The following is a 20,177-nucleotide window of genomic DNA, read 5'->3' as shown; positions in this document are numbered from 1 at the left end:
TAAAAAATGAAAATAGGAATTCTGGGAGGCGGACAGCTGGGAAGAATGCTGATACAAAGCGCATTGAAGTATGATGATGAGTTTTATACTCTGGATCCGGCTTCTGATGCACCATGTCATAACATATCGTATTTTACACAGGGAAATTTTAATGACTATAATACGGTTCTTAACTTCGGTAAAGACAAGGATGTTGTAACCATTGAAATTGAACATGTAAATGCTGATGCACTGGCAGAACTTGAAAAGCAGGGAATAAAAGTAGTTCCTAATGCCAGTATCATCAAAACAATTCAGCAAAAGATCCTTCAGAAAGAATTTTATAAAGCTCACGACATTCCAAGTCCGGAATTTCAGGTAGTATGGAATAGTGATGAGAAAATTATCATGCCTTTGCCGTTTGTTCAGAAAATGAATACAGGCGGATATGATGGAAAAGGGGTACAGGTGATCAAAACAGAAGAAGATTATCAGCACTTATGGACAGAAGCATCTGTCATTGAAAGTCTGGTAGATATTGATAAAGAACTTTCTGTGATTGTAGCACGAAATGAGAAAGGAGAAACGAATATTTTTCCTGTAACAGAAATGGTGGCTGATCCAAAGCTGAACCTTTTGGATTTCAATGTATGTCCGGTTCTTTTAACAGAAGATGTTCAGAATCAAATTGATTCCATTACAGAGAAGTTTTTAAATGCTGTAAATTCTCCGGGATTATTTGCCATAGAATTATTCCTTGACAAAGAAGGAAAAATATGGGTGAATGAAACGGCTCCAAGACTTCACAATTCAGGACATCAGAGCCAGGAAGGAAATACCAATTCTCAATTTGAGCAGATGTACCGTGTGGTAAAAAACTTACCTTTAGCAGATACCGATGCTATCACTTACAGCGGAATGCTGAATCTGGTAGGTGCGGAAGGATACACCGGAAAAGTAGTATATGAGGGAATGGAAGACGTTCTTCAGTTACCTGAAACCTACATCCACTTATACGGAAAAACAGAAACCAAACCAGGAAGAAAAATGGGACACATCAACGTTCTTGCAGATTCCAGAGAAGAGCTTATGGAAAAGCTGGTTATGGTGAAGGGAATGGTAAGAGTAATTTCTGAGTAAAATCAATTTAAAATAAAAGAACGGGAGCTGTTTTTAAAGATAAAACAGCTCCCTTTTTATGTTGTTCTACAAACAATTCAATAGAAATTGACTTTAGCCAAAACTTAATTTTAGGTTTGGCTAAAGGCAATTTTTTGCTATGGTTTACATCGGGCTAAAGCCCAATCCTATTGATGATGTAATTGCTTTTATAATTAAGGGTTCTTAACCACTTCGATATTGTCTTTTTTATAATTGTATTTAATATAACTTCCTAAAGCTGTTGATAAAACAGAAAATTCTTCAAGTGCTGTAAACGGAGCATAGAGTTTAAACGTACAAATGTCCGTTGCCGAAATAAAAGGATTGGTTGCCAAATGGCTGTGAGTAGACATTGTTACTGTTCCTCCATTTTCCAATACTGTAGAGGTTGGAATAAGTCTTGAATGAAATTTTTTATGGGAAATAATATTCCCTTTTTTATCAGAAACAAAAAGATAATCATTTCCGAAAGGAATGACTCCGGATTGTGCGGTACCTGGTATTAAATATACTTTATAGTTTTCATTAAACGGAATAATAATCATATTAAGACTATATCCTTGTGGTACTGTTACCGCATATTTTGGATCGGATAACTGCGGGATAACAGTTGAACGGATATTTTTTAAGGTGCCTTCAGTTTCATTAATTACCCTTTCCTTAAAATTTTCTTTGACAGGTTTTGTTTGGTTATTTTTGAAAGAAAGTTCTGCGATCACCATATTACCGGCTTTATTAAGAAAAGAAGTTTTGATGGTGTCATTTTTCTGATATGTGATATAGCTTCCGGTATTTTCAGCAAGCCTTTTATTGCTGCCTACAAGATCTCCTGCATGCCATGACGCATTTTCGTAAGAGTAGAGTAGATTTCCTTCAGTTTTGATAGAGTCCAGTTTCTTTTTCACCGCTTTATCAGAAAGAGTAAGGCTTTGTGCAGAAATAATGATGGACATAAAAAAGAAGAAAAATCCGATAGTTTGTTTCATAGGTTGTTTTTTTTTGGCCAAAATACGAAATTCAATAGGAATGGGCTTTAGCCCGTTTATCAATAATTATCCATTTAAATGGCTTTAGCCCGATCCTATTGATGACTGAATGGTTTGATGATTTAATAAAAAATGATTATTTATACATCATCGATCACCTCCATCATCCCTCTTTCAGCTTCCAATCTCTTACTTAAAAATCTTCTGAATCACATTTCCGATCTCCACAAAATCTCCGTGATTTCCTACGGAACGTATTTCCGGACTGTTTTTATCATATTCTGAGAAAGGGAAGATCAGAAGGTAATTGTTATCACTCAGATTCCTGTTCAGAAGTTCCGGGATCAGTCTCATTCGTGGAATATAGGATTTCATGCCTCGTTTTGCCATCAAAATAATTAAGGCTTCATCATCTTTCAGCTGGGCAGCGGTTCTTTCGCCATCCTGCCATGTACTCATAATGATAAACTCAGCTTCTATATTGGCTTTTTTAATAATTTTCTGCAGGATATCAAGAATATTTTCGGGAGCATAGAAAACAACCGTAGCTCCGGAATTTCTGGCGATATTCCAGACTCTCAGCAATGCATGGAAGAATCCTGCTTCCTGATGAGCATTTTCGGGAATCATCACAGCATATTTTTTAATCGTTGAAAGTGGTTGAGCTGCATGATATACCAGTACATTCACATCATCATTCTGTAGATAACCATTATAAAGATTGTAAACAAAAGAAGGGGAAAATCCCTTTTCATCCTCTAATCCGATGATGAGGTCTGTGATTTTCTGTTCTTTAATCACATTATTTACTCCATTAACGACATCATTGTCATATCTTTTTAAGGCTTGCAGTTTCACATCCGCTGCTGCTGCGGCATCTGCGGCCTGGTGAAGAAGCTTTTCAGCATTCTTTACTGAAGATTCATTTTTATCTTCATTGATGACATTCAGTGCAAACAGATCTTCTGTATTAGAATGTGCTTTGATCAGAATTCCCAGATTTACCATCCTTTCGACTGTCGCTTCGTGGTTGATTGCCAATAGAATACTTTCTTCTTCATGGGTGTTTCCGGAAACGGTATCTTCATTATCGCTCTCAGCAATTTTCTGGGCACTCGCCATGGAAATGAAGGAAGAAATAGTACAGGAAACAAGGATCAGTAAAATACTTCCGTTCAGCACGTGTTCATTTAATAACCTTACAGGTTCTCCGGTTTCAGTTTCAGAAAGGATGATATTATATCCTACCATTACTGAAGCCAGTGTTGCGGCTGCAGAGGCTGAGCTTAATCCAAAGATCAGTTTTCCTTCCTCTTTGGTCAGTCTGAATGTTTTCTGAGTCGCTACCGCAGAAAGATATTTTCCACCGATAGAAGCTACAAGCATAATTCCGGCAACTTCCAGTGTTTCCCAGCTTTTAAAGAACACTTTAAAATCAATCAGCATTCCTACACTGATCAGGAAGAATGGAATAAAGATGGCATTTCCTACAAATTCAACTCTGTTCATCAAAGAAGAGGTATGAGGAATAAGTCTGTTTAGAGCCAATCCTGCAAAAAATGCCCCGATAATGGCTTCCACACCGGCAAGTTCTGCAAGCATCGCTGCCAGATAAATCATGACCAGTACGAAAATATATTGTGAGATTTTGTCATCTACTCTTTTAAAGAACCAACGTCCTATAATCGGAAATACAATGAGGACAATCAATGCAAAAACAATGAAAGAAACAGATAGCTTTACCCAAAATTCTGTTCCTACATCTCCCTGGGACATTCCCACAATCACGGCAAGTACCAATAGAGCAAGGATATCTGTGATCATTGTACCTCCAACTGTGATATTAACGGCCTTGTTTTTGGCAATTCCCAACTTGCTCACCAATGGGTAAGCAATAAGAGTATGGGATGAAAAAAGACTGGCAAACAGGATAGATGTCAGCATGGAGAAATGAAGAAGGTAATATCCTCCCAGATATCCCAGTACAAAAGGAACGGTGAAGGTATAGATACCAAAGGTGAGACTCTTCCACTTGTTCTTTTTAAAATCTCCCATATCTATTTCAAGACCTGCCAGAAACATGATGTAAAGCAGTCCAGTAGTTCCCGTTACAACAATACTGCTGTCTCTGGATAATACATTAAATCCGTTAGGACCAATGATGGCTCCGGCGATGATAAGCCCCAAAAGGTGGGGAACTTTAATTTTATTTAACAGCAATGGTGCTGCCAGAATGATGACCAGTACCAACAGGAACTTCAGTACCGGATCTTCAATAGGAAGACTCAGGTTGTGTATACTCAGTAAAATCATAGGTGTTTATTTTGTGGAACGTACTAATTCAACAGAGAACTTGGCGGTACAGCCATCAGAGGTGATGGTTCTTGTTCCTTTGATCTTGCTGTCTGAAATATCATTAAGAAGAACGCTCATTTCTACATTCTTTTTGGCCGTAGAATCTGTTTTGAAAGACAATCTGATTTCATTATTCTCAAACTTGCCGGTGTACAGCCTTACCAGATTATTGTTATTGATGATTTTTGTTATAGGCTGGGTAGAATCGTCATCAAACTCCCAGATATCAGTACGTTGGTCGCCCACAGCATATTCACTGCAGTTGGATTCTGTACAGATAACTTTTCCGTTCCATGGGCCGGAAATCTCCGCAGGCCATGTCGCGATAACTACAGAATCTTTCTTAGCATAAATACTGTCTCTCATTTTCAGGAGTGACTGATATTCGGATTCTTTCTTCGCAAATACTTTTTCCTTTTCTAATAATTGTTTTTCTCTGTCTGTCAGGTTTTTCTCTTTCTCTTTGTAATCACAGCTTACAAGAAGAAAAGAGGAGACCAGAAATAAAAAAAATGTGTTTTTCAGCATATTGTATGGGTTGGAGTATTACAATATAAGAAAAATGAAGGGAATATGAAACTCCGTCTGAAACGGATTTGATTTTAATTATATTTAATAAGTTAAAAAACAGCTGGATAGATGGGGTGAGATTATTGATATTGTTTTTTACCTTAAGATTCCATTCGTTGTCTTTTGAACATTTCCGGTTTGTAATTAATAATAAAAACACCGCAGATGATCATTACAGCTGCAAGAATGAACTTGAAAGTGACTTTTTCATCCATAATAAGCCATCCTAAAAATATAGCAATAATGGTGTTGATATAGGCCAGAATAGAGACCTGTACCGGCGAAATTTTGGTCAGTGCATAATGAAAGGCAAAAAAAGCAGCCACCGAACCGAAAACAGAAAGGTATAACATTGCGGAAATACTCTTTGCTGTCCAGTTTCCGAAGTTATAATTTTCAGAAAACAGGAATGCAAATATAATCTGAACAACACCTGCAAACAGGAACTGATAAAACAGATTCAATGTTATATTTCCGCTCTGAATATTTAATTTCTTGGTGAAAATAGTTCCGGAAGCCCAGCCCGCAATAGCGCAGAAAAGAAAGATCATCCCCATTCTGTAATCCGGGTTGGCAAGGTCTTTCAGTCCGTCCCAGAAAATAAAAAGAATTCCACTGAAACATAACAAAACACCACTAAGCGCCCTTAAACTGAATTTCTGCAATCCCACAGCTACGCTTCCCAGAAAAACAAGGATAGGTGAACACGCACTGATGAGAGAGGCAAGACTGCTCGAAACAGTTTCCTCAGCTACTGTAGTCATACCATTAGCAACAACCAGCATCAGGGAAGAAAAAATAATCTGGTATCCTAAGCTTTTCCAGCCAATCCATTTGAATTCTCTTCTCGAAAGTAGAATGACAAGCATAATAAGAGATGCCAAAAACTGACGGATTCCCGCTACAAACCATGCAGGAATGGTTTCCACAGCTACACGTATAGCCAAAAAGGTAGTTCCCCAGACCATAGCAACGGTAAGAACAGCAAAAATAAGTTTATAATCTTTCAACGTAAATAAGTAGTGTAACAAACAAATGTAAAAATTTTGCAGAAAAAATAATGGATACAGTTCTTTCAATTTTTGATGATACAGATGGGAAAAGGGAAAATAATTGATGATTGATTGGATTTTGTTTGATTGTGATAAAAGAACTTCCCGCTTCCTTCTTCCAACTTCCCGCTTTATTTTTTATCTTTGAAGATCTAATAAAAATTGAAGATGGTAGGAATTATTATGGGCAGTCAGAGTGATCTGCCGATCATGGAACAGGCTGCAAATTTTCTTAAAAGCCTTGATATCCCTTATGAATTAACAGTAGTTTCAGCGCACAGAACACCGGAAAGAATGTTCGATTATGCCAAAACAGCTCAGGAAAGAGGTCTGAAGGTAATTGTTGCGGGAGCAGGAGGGGCAGCGCATCTTCCGGGAATGGTAGCAAGCTGTACTACACTTCCGGTAATCGGGGTTCCGATTTTGTCTAGTAATTCAATAGACGGATGGGATTCTGTTTTATCTATTCTTCAGATGCCTGGCGGAATTCCGGTAGCTACCGTAGCCCTGAACGGAGCTTTGAATGCAGGGATTTTAGCAGCAAAAATTTTAGGAAGCGGTAATGAAGAAGTCGCTGCAAAACTTCAGAAATACCAGGATTCTTTAAAAGATAAAGTATTGGGAACTGTGGATGATATCAAAGCCCAGCATCCTAATCATTTTGACAAATAGTTTACTTTTAATCTCAAAATAAAAGCCTCACTTTTCAGCGAGGCTTCTTTGTTTTATTTCTTAATGAATTTTGAAGAGAGGGTAGTATCTTTCAGAATGAGCTGTAAAATGTAATTTCCTTTTGGTAAAGATCCTACATTAATCATATCCCTATTGGGGTTTCCTTCCAGTACAAGTCTTCCACTTGCATCAAAAATTCTATACTTTTTAATGTCACTTAATCCCTCAATATGAATATCATCCACTGCTGGATTAGGATAAAGCGAAAGTTTTTTATTCAGTTTTACATCCGATGAAGAGAGTAAACAATTTCCTATTGTATCACCGGACATTGTCCATCCTTTACTGATGAGAATATTCCTTTTATCTGCTGCATTGAAAGCATAACTCAAAGGAGTTACAATATCTAGATCAACATTATTGGCAGTGTCAGGATTATCTGCCCATCCTGCAAGTGTTTTACTGAAATTTTCACAATCCATTCCTGTCTGCATCAAAGCCTGGGCTCCATTATTAACGCTGGCAAGATTCCAGCTTGCAAGGGAATGATTAAAGTTGGGCGTTTCCTTAAGAATCTGGTCTATTCTGATAACCTTGGTCATATCCCAGTTTTCAAGGGAATGACTAAAGGCTGTGCAGCCATGAATAGCATGAGCCATATTGGTAATTTTAGAAGTATTCCAATGGTTTAAAGATTGATTGAAACCAGAATCAAAATGGAACATAAAACGAATGTCTTCAAGGCTGGAGGTATCCCAGTTATCCATAGGTTGATTATAGCTTGGGCAAAGAGCAAACATCCATTTCATATCAGTGACATTTGAAACGTCCCAGTTGTTTAATATCTGGTTAAAGATACTCCGTCCTGCAAACATAAAGCTGAGATTAGTTGCTGATGACATATTCCAGCTATTAAAATAAGGAGGATTGAACTGATCGGGAATTGAAGTATTGATACTATCAAAGATAATAGAAAACATAAATTTGAAATTCTTAATCTTAGAAGTATTCCAGTTTTGCATGGAGCTTGCGCCTGTAAAGGTTTTTGCACCATAAAACATATAAGAAGCATCTTCAACATTACTAAGATCAGGAAGGTCTGTAGCAGTAAGCTGAACAAGTTTACATTGACTGAAGGCGCTTTCCATCGTAGTCCATGAAATATTACCCCATTGTTCTATTTCAAGTATTTTATCTGCACTTCCGTTGATCTGCCAGACCGGAAAAATCTGGTCCGGAAGCTGAACTTCCTGTACGTCTCCAAATTTTATTTGCTGAAAAACACCATTTCCATTGCTTACTTTTATTCTGTACTTTGCATCGTTCTTTTCTGCGATTGATGTACCAAAATCAATAAAAACCTGTTTTGTAGAGGTTATATTGGTAAGAGAACCGTTGTGCTGGGGATAGCCTACTTCTTCCCAATAAATGTCATAGTTTTCGCCAATTCCGGGAAACCATATTTGTTGAGAACTTGCCTGATAAGGAGCACTTACAGTAATAGGCTGTATCACAGTAGAAGCAGGCTTCCAGATAGTGATAAATTCATTCTGGGCTTTCGCAACGAATATCAGTAAAATAAAAAAGCCCACCCAAATTTTTTTCAATATCATATTGAGGTTTATAGTTATTTCTTAATGAATTTTGAAGAAACTGTTTTTTCTTTCATGATCAGCTGTATCATATAATTTCCTTTAGGCAGGGAGCTTACATTGATGATATCATTATTGGGATTTCCTTCCTTTACCAATCTTCCGCTGGCATCATAAATTTTATAGCTCTTTATATCGCTTAACCCTTCAACATGAATGTCATCCACTGCAGGATTAGGATATAGCGAAAGTTTTTTATTCAGTCTTACATCTGATGAAGATAATAAGCAACTTCCTACCGTATCACCTATTAATGACCAGCCTTTATTGATAAGAATATCCCTTTTGTCCGACACGTTTGAAGCATATTTTAATCCCGTTAGAGAACCTAATGCAATATTGTTGGCTGTATTAGGGTTGTTGGCCCATCCCATAAGCGTTTTGCTGTAATTTTCACAATTAAGGCCTGACAGTGTTAAAGCACCATTACCATTGGTAAGAGAAACTAAGTTCCAGTTTCCTAATGACTGATTGAAACCTGATGCAATATTAAGCATCTGATCTATTCTGGTCACTTTTGTCATATCCCAATTTTCTAAAGACTGATTAAAGGTTGTACAACCATGAAATACATGGGACATATTAGTAACTTTAGAAGTGTTCCAGTTTAACGGCTGATTGAAAACAGGAATCATATGAAACATAAAGTGCATGTCCTCTAAACTTGAAGTATCCCAGTTATCCAAACGTTGATTGAAGCTTAAACATTGTCCAAACATCCAGCTCATATCCGTCACCTTTGAAACATCCCAGCTGTTAAGAGTCTGGTTAAAAGCCGTTCTGTTTCCCAGCATATAGCTGAGGTTCGTAGCAGAAGACATATTCCAGCTGTCCAGATAAGGTGAGTTGAACTGTTCTATTACGGCAGAAGATGGATTCACATCGAATAAAAGAGAGAGCATAAAACTAAAATTCTTAATTTTAGAAGTATCCCAGTTTTGCATAGAACTGGCTCCCTTAAAGCTGGTTGTACCATAAAACATAAAAGAAGCATCTTCAACATTATTAAGATTGGGAGTATCTGTTGCCGTAAGCTGCATAAGCCTGCACAGACTGAAGGCGCTTTCCATCGTAGTCCATGAAATATTACCCCATTGTTCTATTTCCAGTATTTTATCTGAACTTCCATTGATCTGCCAGATAGGAATGACTTGCTCAGGACCAGGAAATAGTTGAGGAGTTCCGAATTTTATTTGTCTGAAAGTTCCGTTACCATTCGTAACTTTTACCCTGTATTTTGCATCATTTTTTTCTGCGATTGACGTCCCGAAGTCAATAAGAACCTGTTTTGTGGAAGTTACATCGAGAAGCGAACCATTGTGCTGTGGATAGCCTACTTCCTCCCAGTAAATATCATAATTATCACCAATTCCGGGAAACCAGATCTGCTGAGTCGTGGCTTGGTAGGGAGCATCTACATTTACTGCTGGTAATACGGTAGATGCAGGTTTCCAGATGGTAATGAATTCGTCCTGAGCTTTTACAATGAAAGCCAGCAAAAGAAAAATGAAGGTTGGGATTTTTTTTAGAATCATGGTTATAGTTTATGTATTAGTTTATTGTTTGATGAATGAGAAAGAATGAATTGTATTCTTTGTCAAAATTTGCAGGATATAATTTCCCGGGGTCAAAAGTCTGACATTAATCTTTTCATATTCAAGGTTGTTCTTGGCAAGTGTTCTTCCACTCATATCGGTGATGATATAACTTACTCCATTTGGAATGTTTTTCAGGTAAATATGATCTTTTACAGGATTGGGATAGATAGATGCTTTACCAGAAATCTCCTTTTCAGAAGTTGAAAGTGTCTGGTTGCATAGTCCGTTGTAAGTATCTCCTGAGATAGTCCATCCTTTAGAATTAATTAAATAATTTCTTGCGGCTACAGCATCAGCATGGGAATAAATTAATGGAGCAGCACTTGATAGATTAATATTAGCAGGTGTTGAAGAGCTTTGGCTCCATCCGTAAAGTGTTTTATCATAATTCAGGCAGTTCATCGCAGAATCGAGAAACATATTGGTAGCTGTTGTTAATGAACTTAGGTTCCATCTTCCAATATTTTGATTAAAAGCGGTGCCACGGAACATTTCGTTCATATTCGTGACATTTCCTGTGTTCCAGTTTTGAATATCCTGATTGAAGTTTTCTGAATCATGAAACATATGTTCCATGGTGGTAACCTTTGCAGTGTTCCATTTGCTCAAAGATTGATTGAATCCCGTATAGTCAAACATATAAGACATATCTGTCACATTGGAAGTATCCCAGTTTCCCAGTGGCTGGTTAAATAAATTATCATCACCAAACATATAATACATATCTGTAATGGTAGAGGTGTTCCATGTATTGAAAGAAGAATTGCCGATCAATGAAATACATAAATAAAACATCTGGCGCATACTGGTTACCATGCTGAGGTCCGGTGCATCAGTAGCGGTCACATCCATATTATCGCAGTATACAAAAGCACTATCAAAGCTTTTCCATTTTATATTTCCCCATTGGGTAATGTGAGTGATTTTTGAACGGTCTGCAGCATTGTAAACCGGGATTGATGAACCATTATAAAATCTCACCTGATCAAAACTTCCGTTTCCGTCACTGATTTTGATTCTGTAACTGGCTTGGGCAGGAGATGGGTTTAATGGTGTTCCTAAATTGATGATGAATTCAGTAGTGGAAGTTACATTATTCATCGTTCCATTGTGTTGCGGATAGCCTACTTCTTCCCAATATACCTGGAAATTGGTTCCCCGGCCGGGAAATTTTATGAATTGTGCATTTTGGGTTTTCCAAACAGTGATAAACTCATTCTGAGCATTTGAAAACTGAAATAATAGAATAAATAGAGTAGAAGGGAGAAGTTTTTTGTACATGTCATTAGTTTGTGAAATAAGCGTAGCTAAAATAACAAAAAACTTAATATATTTTTAATGTAAATGTGGAATTTGTAGTATTTTATGTATTTTAATGAAATTTTTTAAATAAAAAACTCTCCAAAATGGAGAGTTTACTTTATTCCTGAAGCATATTGTCACGTGTATTTTTCTGGACTGCGATGGCTCCGAAGAGTGCAAGCAGAAAGGCAAAGGCATAAAACCCTTTTTCACTTGGAAGGATGGTGGCGTTCCAAAGCCCGATAGCCAGTAATACAATGGATGATAATGTGGCAAACCAACAGATCCCGTAATAAATATCGGTTACCTGAATGTTTTCTAATCTGTCACGTACCGCTTTCTGAAGAGAAACAACAGCAAATAAGCCATAAAGAAGAATGGTAAAATAATATCCTTTTTCATTCAGCAGCATTTCAGCTCTTGCAAGACCGACGATGAAGCCAATCATTCCTGCACCCAATGCTACCCACGACGCTGCAACGAACGCATTCGATACTCTTTGTTTTTTCATAGTTTAATGTTTTATTTAAGAGGCTAAGATATTCATTTTTTATAAATAGAGCCTTAATAGAGGAGAAATATGGGGAAAATACTGGACAATGCCCTTCAATGATTTTTTAAAATTTATAATCATCATTTATCGAAATAGGCTCATAAAAAAACTCCCCAAATTGGAGAGCTTAGTATTATTGTGTAATATATTCGTATGTATATCTTACAAACTCATTACCATCATCATCTTTTCCTATGACCTGAGTGGGTAATTGAGAATTATTGTATTCTATTTGGTAGGTGATATTTAGAATTTGATTCCAGTTTCCTGCATTGTCTTTCTTGCTTATTTTTTCGGCTGTATAGTTATTTTGACTTAAAAATTGTGGACCTCCCATAAAAATCCTAAAATATCTATTGATTAAAGAATAAGGATTTACTCTGTTATCATATGAAAATTCTTTTTTAAAATGATGGGCCCCACCAATACCGTCACTTATTGAATTTTCTTCTGAAACATTATTCTCACTATATGAATATGAAGTTGTAGACGGGTTTGTACAATTGGGAGATTCGCAAAGGGATGTGGCAGTAACTTTACCATTGTTGTACGTTATTGCTGTATTATATGTACTAGTGGGGTATATTGTTTTAACCATAGTCAGTTGATCGCCATTGTAGGTGCAGGTCTTATAATATGCTCCAGTACCATCTGTTTTCTGGTAATTAATTTTTGAAGGTTTTCCAGTGGCATCATATTCCAAAATGGAAATTGTGTTTTCTGATGAGATTTTGATGAGCTGCTTTTGGTTATTATAATCAAATTTGACAACATCTGTTGAGGGATTAGTTGAATTTCCATGATACACTGTAGTGGCTTTACTTAATAATATTTGAGGTTCAGAAGGATTGGTTTCATTTTCTTCATTATTACTACTACAGTTGAAGAATAAAAATGAACTCATCAGCCCTATAAAAAATTGTATTTTCATGCATTAAAAGTTTTTATTTAAATGAGGACTAAATATATTCTTTATTTGTAAAATAGCCATAAGAATGGTGACGAAAATATTTAGTTCATAAAAAAACTCCCCAAATTGGAGAGTTTAAATATTATTGAGTAATATATTCGTAATTGTATTGAGCTGACAGGTTTCCGTTGGCTTCTTTTGAGATCACCTGAACAGGAAAACCGGAACTATTGTATTGAATTGTAGAAGTGCGGGTTTGGTTTTGTTCCCAGGCACCATTACTTTTAAAGCTGATCTTTTCTGTCAGATAATTGTTTTGACTTACCGAATAGGCTCCTCCCATCATAATTTTTAAGTATTTATTGATATTAATGTATGGGTTCAGTTTATTATCATAAGAGTAAACAATTTTAGTGCTGTAACTGGATCCTCCACCTTCTGAAGTTTCTGATAAAATATTGTTTCCGCTATAAGTATAAGTATCAATGATGGGATTGGAACAGGCTGGTGACTGGCAAAGAGATGAAGAAATCACCTGTCCGTCGGTATTATAATTATAAGTAATGGTTCTGTTATAATCCGGATTATTAGTATAGATTGCCTTAACTGTTGTAAGCAGTTCTCCGTTGTAAGTATAGGCAGAATAATAGTCTACCGTACCATCCGGTTTATAATAAGTGGTTTTTGAAGGTTTTCCGGTATTATCATATTCAAAAACTGAAGCTCTGCCTTCTGATATAGTTTTGATTAATTGCTTCTGATTGTTATAGCTTAATGTTGAAACTGTTGTTTCAGGATTAGCAGGATTGTCGTAATAAGTAGTTGTAACTTTACTCAGTAATAGCTGAGGTTGTTCGGAAGGATTATTTGTCCCTTCATTATCATCATTGCTGCTGCAGCTGTTAAAGAATACAACAGCGCCTATCATTCCCAGAAATAAGTAGTTTTTCATGTTATTTTTTTAGTTGACAAAAATACAGAATGCTCCATGTCCCTGCATAAAAAAATCCCACCATCTTAGCAATAGTGGGATAATATCATATTTATTTAAATCTTAGTATCTGTAGTACTCAGGCTTGAATGGCCCTTTTACGTCTACTCCGATATACTCAGCCTGTTCAGGAGAAAGAGTTTCAAGCTCTACGCTTAATTTTTTAAGGTGTAAAGCAGCTACTTTCTCATCTAAGTGCTTAGGAAGCATATATACTTCGTTTTTGTAAGCAGCAGAGTTATTCCATAGTTCGATCTGAGCTAAAGTCTGGTTAGAGAAAGAGTTAGACATTACGAAACTTGGGTGACCTGTAGCACATCCTAAGTTTACCAATCTACCTTCTGCAAGGATGATTACCTCTTTTCCTTCAATAGTATAGATATCAACCTGAGGCTTCACTTCAGATTTCGTCTGACCATAGTTTTTGTTTAACCAAGCCATATCGATTTCATTATCGAAGTGACCGATGTTACAAACGATAGCCTTATCTTTCATTTTAAGGAAGTGTTCTCCTCTTACGATATTAAAGTTACCTGTTGTAGTGATGATGATATCAGCATTATCTACCACAGTATCTAATCTTTTTACTTCATAACCGTCCATAGCAGCCTGAAGCGCACAGATTGGGTCAATTTCCGTAACAGTAACAATAGAACCAGCACCTCTGAAAGAAGCAGCAGTACCTTTACCTACGTCTCCGTATCCGCAAACTACCACTCTTTTTCCGGCTAACATGACGTCTGTAGCTCTTCTCACTGCATCTACAGCAGATTCTTTACATCCGTATTTGTTGTCGAATTTAGATTTAGTAACTGAATCATTTACGTTGATTGCAGGCATTACTAAAGTTCCGTTCTTCATTCTTTCGTAAAGTCTGTGAACACCAGTAGTGGTTTCTTCAGAAAGTCCTTTGATATCTTTTGTGAATTCAGGGTATTTATCAAAAACCATGTTTGTTAAATCTCCACCATCATCCAAAATCATGTTTAATGGCTTTCTGTCTTCACCAAAGAATAAAGTCTGCTCAATACACCAGTCAAATTCTTCTTCATTTAAACCTTTCCATGCATATACCGGAATTCCTGCAGCAGCAATAGCAGCAGCAGCGTGGTCCTGCGTAGAGAAAATATTACAAGATGACCAGGTAACTTCAGCTCCTAAAGCTACCAATGTCTCGATAAGCACAGCCGTTTGGATTGTCATGTGAAGACATCCTGCGATTCTTGCTCCTTTAAGCGGTTGAGATGGTCCGTATTCTTCACGGATAGACATCAAACCTGGCATTTCTGCTTCAGCAAGGGTAATTTCTTTTCTACCCCATTCTGCAAGGGAGATATCCTTAACTTTATAAGGAACGTATTGTGTTGTAGTACTCATATGTAATGAATAATTTTAAATTCAATTGATAACGAAAGGCAAAATTACGATTAATAATTAAGATATAAAAACGGCATATCAAGTTCAGGTTTATGAGATTAAACATGAGTTAATATTATTTAGTCTTAATATAAATAACTAATTTAGCTCATAAATAAATATATTATGAATCAAACCCATACAGAGAAGAATGCCAAGCCACTTACTCCAAAAGTAAAAGAACTGATCAATGCATCTAAAAGCATTATCCTGGCTACTGTGGATGCAGAAGGAAATCCCAATTCAAGCTATGCTCCTTTTGTACAAGTAGAGCAGACCTTTTATATTCTGGTGTCTTTTATGGCAAAGCATACTAAAAACCTTGCTGACGGAAGAAAAACATCCATCATGTTTATTGAAGACGAATCCGCTACCAAACAGATTTATGCCCGCGAACGTTTAACTTTTGAGGCAACAACTTCTCAAATTGAAAGAGATTCTGAAGTATGGACTCAGGTAGTTGCCAAACTAAAAGAAACCCACGGGAAAGTAGTGGATGTTATCTCTGAAATGGGAGATTTTATCTTAATTGCTTTACAGCCTATGAAAGGATCTTACGTAAACGGATTCGGAAGTGCTTATTTTGTAGATGCGAATCTTGAAATTATAGAACACAGAAATGATGCAAATCATCAGTCTAAATAATTAAGCTGGATGTTGGGAGCGGGAAGCTTGAGGTTTATAAAGATTAAGGAAACAAAGAATTGGTTTTTTCATGAATGAATTTTTTTAATTTGATCTGAAGATTATTTTTATAACAAATAGTAACTTCCATCCTCCAGCTCCCAGCTTCAAGCTTTTTTTAGTATTTTTGTCTCATATAAAAAAAGAATGCCCCTTTACCGAGATTTTTCAGATGATAATGCCACCATCCTTGTTTGGAAGTATGATGAAAGTGAAGAACTTGATATCCATAAACTTCTGGAACCGGAAAATGCAGAGAAGGTAAAAGATTATCATCCCAAAAAATTATTGGAAGTCCTGATGGTACGTCAGCTCCTGAAAGGATTAAAACCCCATTCTAAGATTTTATATAAAGAAAGAGAACCTTTTCTTTCTCCTAATGATGCGGAAATTTCCATTACGCATTCTTTTCCCTTTGCAGCCATTGCCATTTCTAAAAATAAGATAGGGATTGATGTAGAAAAGTTCAATCCTAAGATTTTAAGGGTAATCGATAAATTTACCTATGAAAATGAGCGAGGATTTATTCCTGAGGATAAAGCGGATACTTTTTATACCATTATATGGAGTGTGAAAGAAAGTATGTACAAAATTCACCACTCAAAATACTGGTCTTTAAAGAAAAACTATGAAGTAAAGCCTTTCGAGCTGAAGCATCTTCATAAAATAAGCTGCCGTGTTTATGATGATCAGTTTTCAGATGAATTCAAGGCAAGGGTAGAGTTTTTCGACGACTATTGCTTTACGATTGTGGAGGAGTAGAATCTGTTTCGTTTTTGTACTTCTCAATTACTTTTCTCTGTTCTTTAGCTACATCATAGATCAGTTCCAAAATATCATGGATGTTTTTAAGTTCCGTTAAATGCGATATTTTATCAGGATCTCTTCTGTCGACAATGTCATTTTCTTCAATTTCGGTTTTTCTTTTCAGAAGCATATCTTCAATGGAAGAATCTTCCGGTTCAAGACGGCTTTCCATTTTCAATGTTTCGTTGATGTCATTTCCGTTAAGAAGGGTAGAGGTTTGCTGCATTTCTGCTTCAATCTTTCGGCTCCAGCTTTCAGCATCTATTTCAGGATATTGTTCATTGCTCTTGGAGTATTGAGAAAGAGAAGCAGTATACGCTGTGATCAGGTGTGACGTTGCTACAAACTGGTGTACAACTTCCAGCTTTTTCTGCTGATTTTTAGGATCCGAAATCATTCTCTGAAAATTGTCGGACAGGTTTGCCAGAGAAATAATTGCATTTTTTCGCTTTACCTTATAATCTTCCAGATCAAAATTTCCCTGTAAGAATTTGGAAATCACACTCTGAAAATAGATGAGGTTGTCTGCCGCAGACTTCTTCATCAGATCCAGGTTTTGGGTATGTTCCCAAACCGGCAATACAATATAGGACACTGCAAAAGCAATGATTCCGGCAATCGCTGTATCAAATATTCTGTCTTTAAAAATGATATTGACTTTCCCCGGATTTAAAAAATTAAAACTCAGGAAAACATAGATGGTCATGAATAATACCGCCCAGAAATACCGCCCCTTCAGGAAACTGAAACACATAATCATGCTGATAAGCAGAATAGCAAATAAAACACCGTTAATATGTACAAAATGCAGAATGGCATAGGCAATGCTGGCCCCTGCAATTGTTCCATAGAGACGGAGAAGGTTTCTCTGTTTCGTGATGGAGTAGGCTGGTTTTAAAATGGCAGTAATGGTAATTAATATCCAATACGTATGCCCCAGTCCCAGAAAATCAAACATCGAGAAAATATATCCCAGCAGCAAAGCTGTTGTAATTCTTATCGCATGGCGGAAATGGGAAGATGATAACGAAATATTATTCCTTAAAACCTTAGCATTGAGTTTGGGCTCATTAGGCATAAATTTCCTAAGGTCTAACCCCGTGGATAAACTCTTTGCCAGTTTTATATTCTGAGAAAATACTTTATAAATCTCGTTGATTTCTTTGGTGATTTCATAGATACGCATCAGGATCTGGCGCAGGATCATGAAATTTTCCAGGTTATCGGGAGATAGCTGTTTATTTCGGAGTTCGAAATAATTATAATTAAGATTTTTTAATTCCAGTTCCAGATTCACCATCGGTTTTGCTCTGGTACCACTTTGAAGTGCGATTCCGATATTGGTGATCTCTTCTGCTAAAAGATTGAGATAATCATGGATATTAACCAGAATCATGCTGTCTTCAAAGCTCTGTTGAAGCTTTTGGTAATCACTTTCAGAGGTCATCAGCTTCTCGTGAAGGTCCATGGAATTCAAAAACATCAACATCAATAAACGACTTGTTGTTGTTGATTCATTGACAATGGTTCTTGTTTTAAAAACGGTTTCTCTGGTGTCTTCCTGCAGGTTTTTTATTTCAATCTGCTTGGCAATAACCTGAGTGGTCAGTTTATTAAAATCCGGATTCTTCTGATAATAATTAGCTTTAATCTTTAAAAACTCAGCCAGCTGAAGATAATTTTCTCCAATCATCTGGCTTGCCAGTTTATAAGGACGAATTGTTGTTACAATAAGGAATATGAGCAGAAACCATATACAGCCGGAAGCAAAGATCAATAGACTTTTAAAGATATTACTTCCTGTAAGGTGACCGTCAATAAAGATAGCGAGTACAACGAGTGACAGCGAACCTACTGCGGCCAGCCTCTGACCGTAAACTCCGATCAAGGAGAAAAACATCCCAAATACGATGACTTCCAGAAGTACCAGTATTTTGATATTCATCACAAGACTTGCAATGAGCGCGACAAAAACAAAACAGAAGATTGCAAAAGTAAGGGCATTTCTTCTTCGGATAAATGGTCCGGGCTGATCTGTAAGGGCTACAAAGCTTGTTCCGAGAGGGAAAAGGAAATATTCCTTCAAAATTCCGAAGTGAGCGAGGACCAAGCAGGGCAGAACAGTAGCTAATGTAATTCTGATAGCAGAATATACATACTGACTGGTTACAAATTTTTTTAGTTCTGCCGAATAGTTCATACTACAAAAATAGCTATTGAATTTAAGAAAATCGCCATAAAAAAGAGACTTTTGTAAACTTAAATATTATATTTTTTATGTGAGTTGTTATGATATTAAAAAAAATTGACAAGCGACGCGGATTGACTATTCACAATTCACTTTTAACACAACAGCTAACAAATCTTGTTCCATGAATTCTTACCTTAGCCTGTTTCAACTATTAAATAACAACTTTATGAAAAACACCATTAAAAATATCTTCGTCATATTCTTTTCTTTTTTCATTCTAAGTTGTAGTTCACAGAGCAAGGAAAGTTTTAAAACAAAAGAAATTTATAAATCAAACAGTCTAATTATTACTCAGATTTCAGAGAATTCTTTTATTCATACTTCCTTTAAACAGACAAATGATTTCGGGAATGTCCCCTGTAACGGATTGGTTGTGAAAGATAAGAATGAAACTATTGTTTTTGATACGCCTACTAATGATAAAAGTTCAGAAGAGCTGATACAATGGATTAATGAAAAACTTCATGCGAAAATTAATGCAGTGATTCCTACTCATTTTCATGATGACAGTCTTGGAGGACTGCTGGCATTCCATAAACATAATATTCCCTCTTATTCATATATTAAAACAATAGAACTGGCCAAAGAAAATAATTTCGTCATTCCTGAAAATAGTTTTACTGATTCTGTTACTTTGAAAGTGGGAGATAAAGAAGTTACTGCAAAATTTTTCGGTGGAGGACATACAAAAGATAATACAGTGGGGTATTTCCCAAGTGAAAATATTTTATTTGGAGGTTGTTTATTAAAGGAACTTGAAGCTGGTAAAGGGTATTTGGGAGACGCAAATGTCTCTGCCTGGTCGAATACAGTAGAAAAAGTTAAGAAAGAATATCCCAATGTGAGAATTGTAGTTCCCGGACATGGAGAGTATGGGGATGGGAGGCTTCTTGATTATACCATTGCATTGTTTAAAGGTCAATAGTGAATTTTTGCTTCGCAAGTGAATAGTTAATGGTTGTAGTATGTAAAAGAAATTGACAAGCAAAGCGAATTGACGATTCACAATTGACAGTTGCCCTTTTCATATTTTCAATAGTGAATTTTTGCTTCACAAAGTGAATGGTGAATGACTGTAGTATGTAAAAGAAATTGACAAGCGAAGTGAATTGACGATTGACCATTCATATTTCAATAGTAAATTTTTGCTTCACAAAGTGAATGGTGAATGGCTGTAGTATGTAAAAGAAATTGACAAGCGAAGCGAATTGACGATTCACAATTGACAGTTGCCCTTT

At 36.4% G+C, this 20,177-nt stretch carries 17 protein-coding genes; 5 read left to right on the top strand and 12 right to left on the bottom strand.

Features of this window, described 5'->3' with window-relative positions; all coding sequences use genetic code 11:
• Positions 1–6: 6 nt before the first annotated feature.
• Complete coding sequence (locus FW780_RS07960) at positions 7–1,119, top strand: 5-(carboxyamino)imidazole ribonucleotide synthase (RefSeq protein WP_149833101.1); 1,113 nt, start codon at positions 7–9, stop codon at positions 1,117–1,119.
• Positions 1,120–1,313: 194 nt separating this feature from the next.
• On the opposite strand, the gene FW780_RS07955 is transcribed toward FW780_RS07960, so the two are convergent.
• From FW780_RS07955 to FW780_RS07940, 4 genes are all read right to left on the bottom strand, one after another.
• Entirely contained in the window at positions 1,314–2,126 is an 813-nt protein-coding gene (locus FW780_RS07955; RefSeq protein WP_149833100.1) for a hypothetical protein, read from the bottom strand.
• A gap of 189 nt (positions 2,127–2,315) precedes the next feature.
• The gene (locus FW780_RS07950; protein WP_149833099.1) at positions 2,316–4,439 is read right to left on the bottom strand and encodes a cation:proton antiporter; all 2,124 of its coding nucleotides are present in this window, start codon (positions 4,437–4,439) and stop codon (positions 2,316–2,318) included.
• A gap of 6 nt (positions 4,440–4,445) precedes the next feature.
• Positions 4,446–5,009: a hypothetical protein gene (locus FW780_RS07945; protein ID WP_149833098.1), complete on the bottom strand. Its 564-nt coding sequence runs from the start codon at positions 5,007–5,009 to the stop codon at positions 4,446–4,448.
• Positions 5,010–5,152: 143 nt separating this feature from the next.
• Entirely contained in the window at positions 5,153–6,061 is a 909-nt protein-coding gene (locus FW780_RS07940) for a DMT family transporter (protein ID WP_149833833.1), read from the bottom strand.
• 210 nt (positions 6,062–6,271) lie between these two features.
• Here FW780_RS07940 and purE point away from each other — a divergent pair, with 210 nt between their 5' ends.
• The gene (gene purE, locus FW780_RS07935; protein ID WP_034699885.1) at positions 6,272–6,775 is read left to right on the top strand and encodes a 5-(carboxyamino)imidazole ribonucleotide mutase; all 504 of its coding nucleotides are present in this window, start codon (positions 6,272–6,274) and stop codon (positions 6,773–6,775) included.
• A 53-nt stretch (positions 6,776–6,828) separates the two neighbouring features.
• Here the strand turns inward: purE and FW780_RS07930 are convergent, their stop codons facing one another.
• The 7 genes from FW780_RS07930 to ahcY form a co-directional block, all read right to left on the bottom strand.
• Positions 6,829–8,388, bottom strand: coding sequence for a BspA family leucine-rich repeat surface protein (locus FW780_RS07930; protein ID WP_149833097.1), 1,560 nt, complete (start codon positions 8,386–8,388; stop codon positions 6,829–6,831).
• Positions 8,389–8,402: 14 nt separating this feature from the next.
• The gene (locus FW780_RS07925; protein WP_149833096.1) at positions 8,403–9,962 is read right to left on the bottom strand and encodes a BspA family leucine-rich repeat surface protein; all 1,560 of its coding nucleotides are present in this window, start codon (positions 9,960–9,962) and stop codon (positions 8,403–8,405) included.
• A gap of 21 nt (positions 9,963–9,983) precedes the next feature.
• Positions 9,984–11,306, bottom strand: coding sequence for a BspA family leucine-rich repeat surface protein (locus FW780_RS07920; protein WP_149833095.1), 1,323 nt, complete (start codon positions 11,304–11,306; stop codon positions 9,984–9,986).
• A gap of 139 nt (positions 11,307–11,445) precedes the next feature.
• Positions 11,446–11,838, bottom strand: a complete 393-nt coding sequence (gene yiaA / locus FW780_RS07915; RefSeq protein WP_034699887.1) for an inner membrane protein YiaA — start codon at positions 11,836–11,838, stop codon at positions 11,446–11,448.
• Between the two features lie 175 nt (positions 11,839–12,013).
• Positions 12,014–12,811 carry a hypothetical protein gene (locus FW780_RS07910; protein ID WP_149833094.1) on the bottom strand — a complete coding sequence of 266 codons (798 nt, stop codon included), beginning with the start codon at positions 12,809–12,811 and terminating at the stop codon, positions 12,014–12,016.
• 121 nt (positions 12,812–12,932) lie between these two features.
• The gene (locus FW780_RS07905; protein ID WP_149833093.1) at positions 12,933–13,742 is read right to left on the bottom strand and encodes a hypothetical protein; all 810 of its coding nucleotides are present in this window, start codon (positions 13,740–13,742) and stop codon (positions 12,933–12,935) included.
• Positions 13,743–13,844: 102 nt separating this feature from the next.
• Positions 13,845–15,158 carry an adenosylhomocysteinase gene (gene ahcY / locus FW780_RS07900; protein ID WP_047421190.1) on the bottom strand — a complete coding sequence of 438 codons (1,314 nt, stop codon included), beginning with the start codon at positions 15,156–15,158 and terminating at the stop codon, positions 13,845–13,847.
• A 165-nt stretch (positions 15,159–15,323) separates the two neighbouring features.
• On the opposite strand from ahcY, the gene FW780_RS07895 reads away from it, so the two are divergent.
• Positions 15,324–15,842 (top strand): pyridoxamine 5'-phosphate oxidase family protein, encoded by a 519-nt coding sequence (locus tag FW780_RS07895; protein ID WP_149833092.1) that lies wholly within the window; start codon positions 15,324–15,326, stop codon positions 15,840–15,842.
• A gap of 186 nt (positions 15,843–16,028) precedes the next feature.
• The gene (locus FW780_RS07890) at positions 16,029–16,643 is read left to right on the top strand and encodes a 4'-phosphopantetheinyl transferase family protein (protein ID WP_149833091.1); all 615 of its coding nucleotides are present in this window, start codon (positions 16,029–16,031) and stop codon (positions 16,641–16,643) included.
• Here the strand turns inward: FW780_RS07890 and FW780_RS07885 are convergent.
• Positions 16,624–18,888 (bottom strand): FUSC family protein, encoded by a 2,265-nt coding sequence (locus FW780_RS07885; protein WP_149833090.1) that lies wholly within the window; start codon positions 18,886–18,888, stop codon positions 16,624–16,626. The two genes, FW780_RS07890 and FW780_RS07885, sit on opposite strands and share 20 nt — an antisense overlap.
• Positions 18,889–19,105: 217 nt before the next feature.
• On the opposite strand from FW780_RS07885, the gene blaCHM reads away from it, so the two are divergent.
• Positions 19,106–19,864: a CHM family subclass B1 metallo-beta-lactamase gene (blaCHM, locus tag FW780_RS07880; RefSeq protein ID WP_149833089.1), complete on the top strand. Its 759-nt coding sequence runs from the start codon at positions 19,106–19,108 to the stop codon at positions 19,862–19,864.
• Positions 19,865–20,177: the final 313 nt, after the last annotated feature.

Origin of the sequence: Chryseobacterium sediminis, from assembly GCF_008386505.1 — a bacterium.
In the GTDB taxonomy this organism is placed as follows: Bacteria; Bacteroidota; Bacteroidia; order Flavobacteriales; family Weeksellaceae; genus Chryseobacterium; species Chryseobacterium sediminis.
This window is presented reverse-complemented; position numbering and strand designations above follow the sequence as displayed.